Below are 929 nucleotides of genomic sequence, written 5' to 3'. Positions count from 1 at the left end.
GCGCGCGGTGCCCTCGCCGTCGCCGCAGCAGGACGGCCGTGCCGGCGGCCGCCGCCGCGGACCCGCCGGTCACCGCGTCCCACGGCACGAACGTGGCCGACGTGTCCGCGGTGTCGCGGGCGCCGCCCGTCGCCGTCACCGTCAGCCGGACCCGCACCGCGTCGAGCACCGGCCGGTCGGGCCACGGTTCGCCGAACGTGCGCCGGGCGCCCGGCGGCAGCCGGACCGGCAGGGTGCGCGGGGCGCGGTCCAGGACCCGGCCGACGACCCCGTCGGCGTGCACCGCGACTCTCGGCACGAGGACGGTCGTACCGCGGTTGACCAGCTCGTACGTGATCCGGTCGGCGTGCACGGCGAGGTGCTCGACGGTCAGCGCGGCGAGCGCGGGGCCGCCGACGCGCAGCCGGACCGGCACGGTCGCGGTACGGCCGTGCGCGTCCCGCGCGACGAGCGCGCCCGTACGGTCACCGGGCACGGCGTCCCCGGGCACGGTGAGCGTGAAGGGGACCTCGGCGCGGGTACGGGGCGGGATCCGCAGTCCGGCGCGGGCGAACACGGCCGGGACGCCGGAGCCGCGCAGCCGGACCGCGACCGGGGTGCGGCCGGGGTTGGTCACGGACACCGTGTCCCGCAGCACCGTCCCCGGCACGCCCTCGGCGTAGAACGCGGGCCGCCCCCCGCCCGCGGGTGCGAGCGACCACCCGCCGGTTCGCGCGGCAGCCGGCGGGGCGGCACCCAGCAGGGCGAACGGCAGCAGTACCCCGACGAGCGCGAGCGGCGCACGGGCGGCTCTGCGGAGGAGGTGCGCGGTGGGGAGGTGCGCGGTGGGGAGGTGCGGCGGGGTGGGCTGGGCGTGCGGGGGCCTGTGCGGGGCGCGCAGGGACGGCGGGGAAGGCGGGGACGGCGGGGACGGCGGGGACGGCGGGGAC

The 929-nt window shown here is 80.6% G+C and carries 1 protein-coding gene; it reads right to left on the bottom strand.

Translation table 11 applies throughout. The features are described from left to right. A partial coding sequence (locus GT045_RS36930) for a hypothetical protein (protein ID WP_161336886.1) occupies positions 1-757 on the bottom strand: 757 nt, incomplete at its 3' end. Positions 758-929 lie beyond the last annotated feature (172 nt).

This window comes from Streptomyces sp. SID486 (assembly GCF_009865385.1).
Lineage (GTDB): Bacteria > Actinomycetota > Actinomycetes > Streptomycetales > Streptomycetaceae > Streptomyces.
The sequence above is the reverse complement of the archived record's forward strand: the minus strand, read 5'-3'. Positions and strand labels throughout refer to the sequence as shown.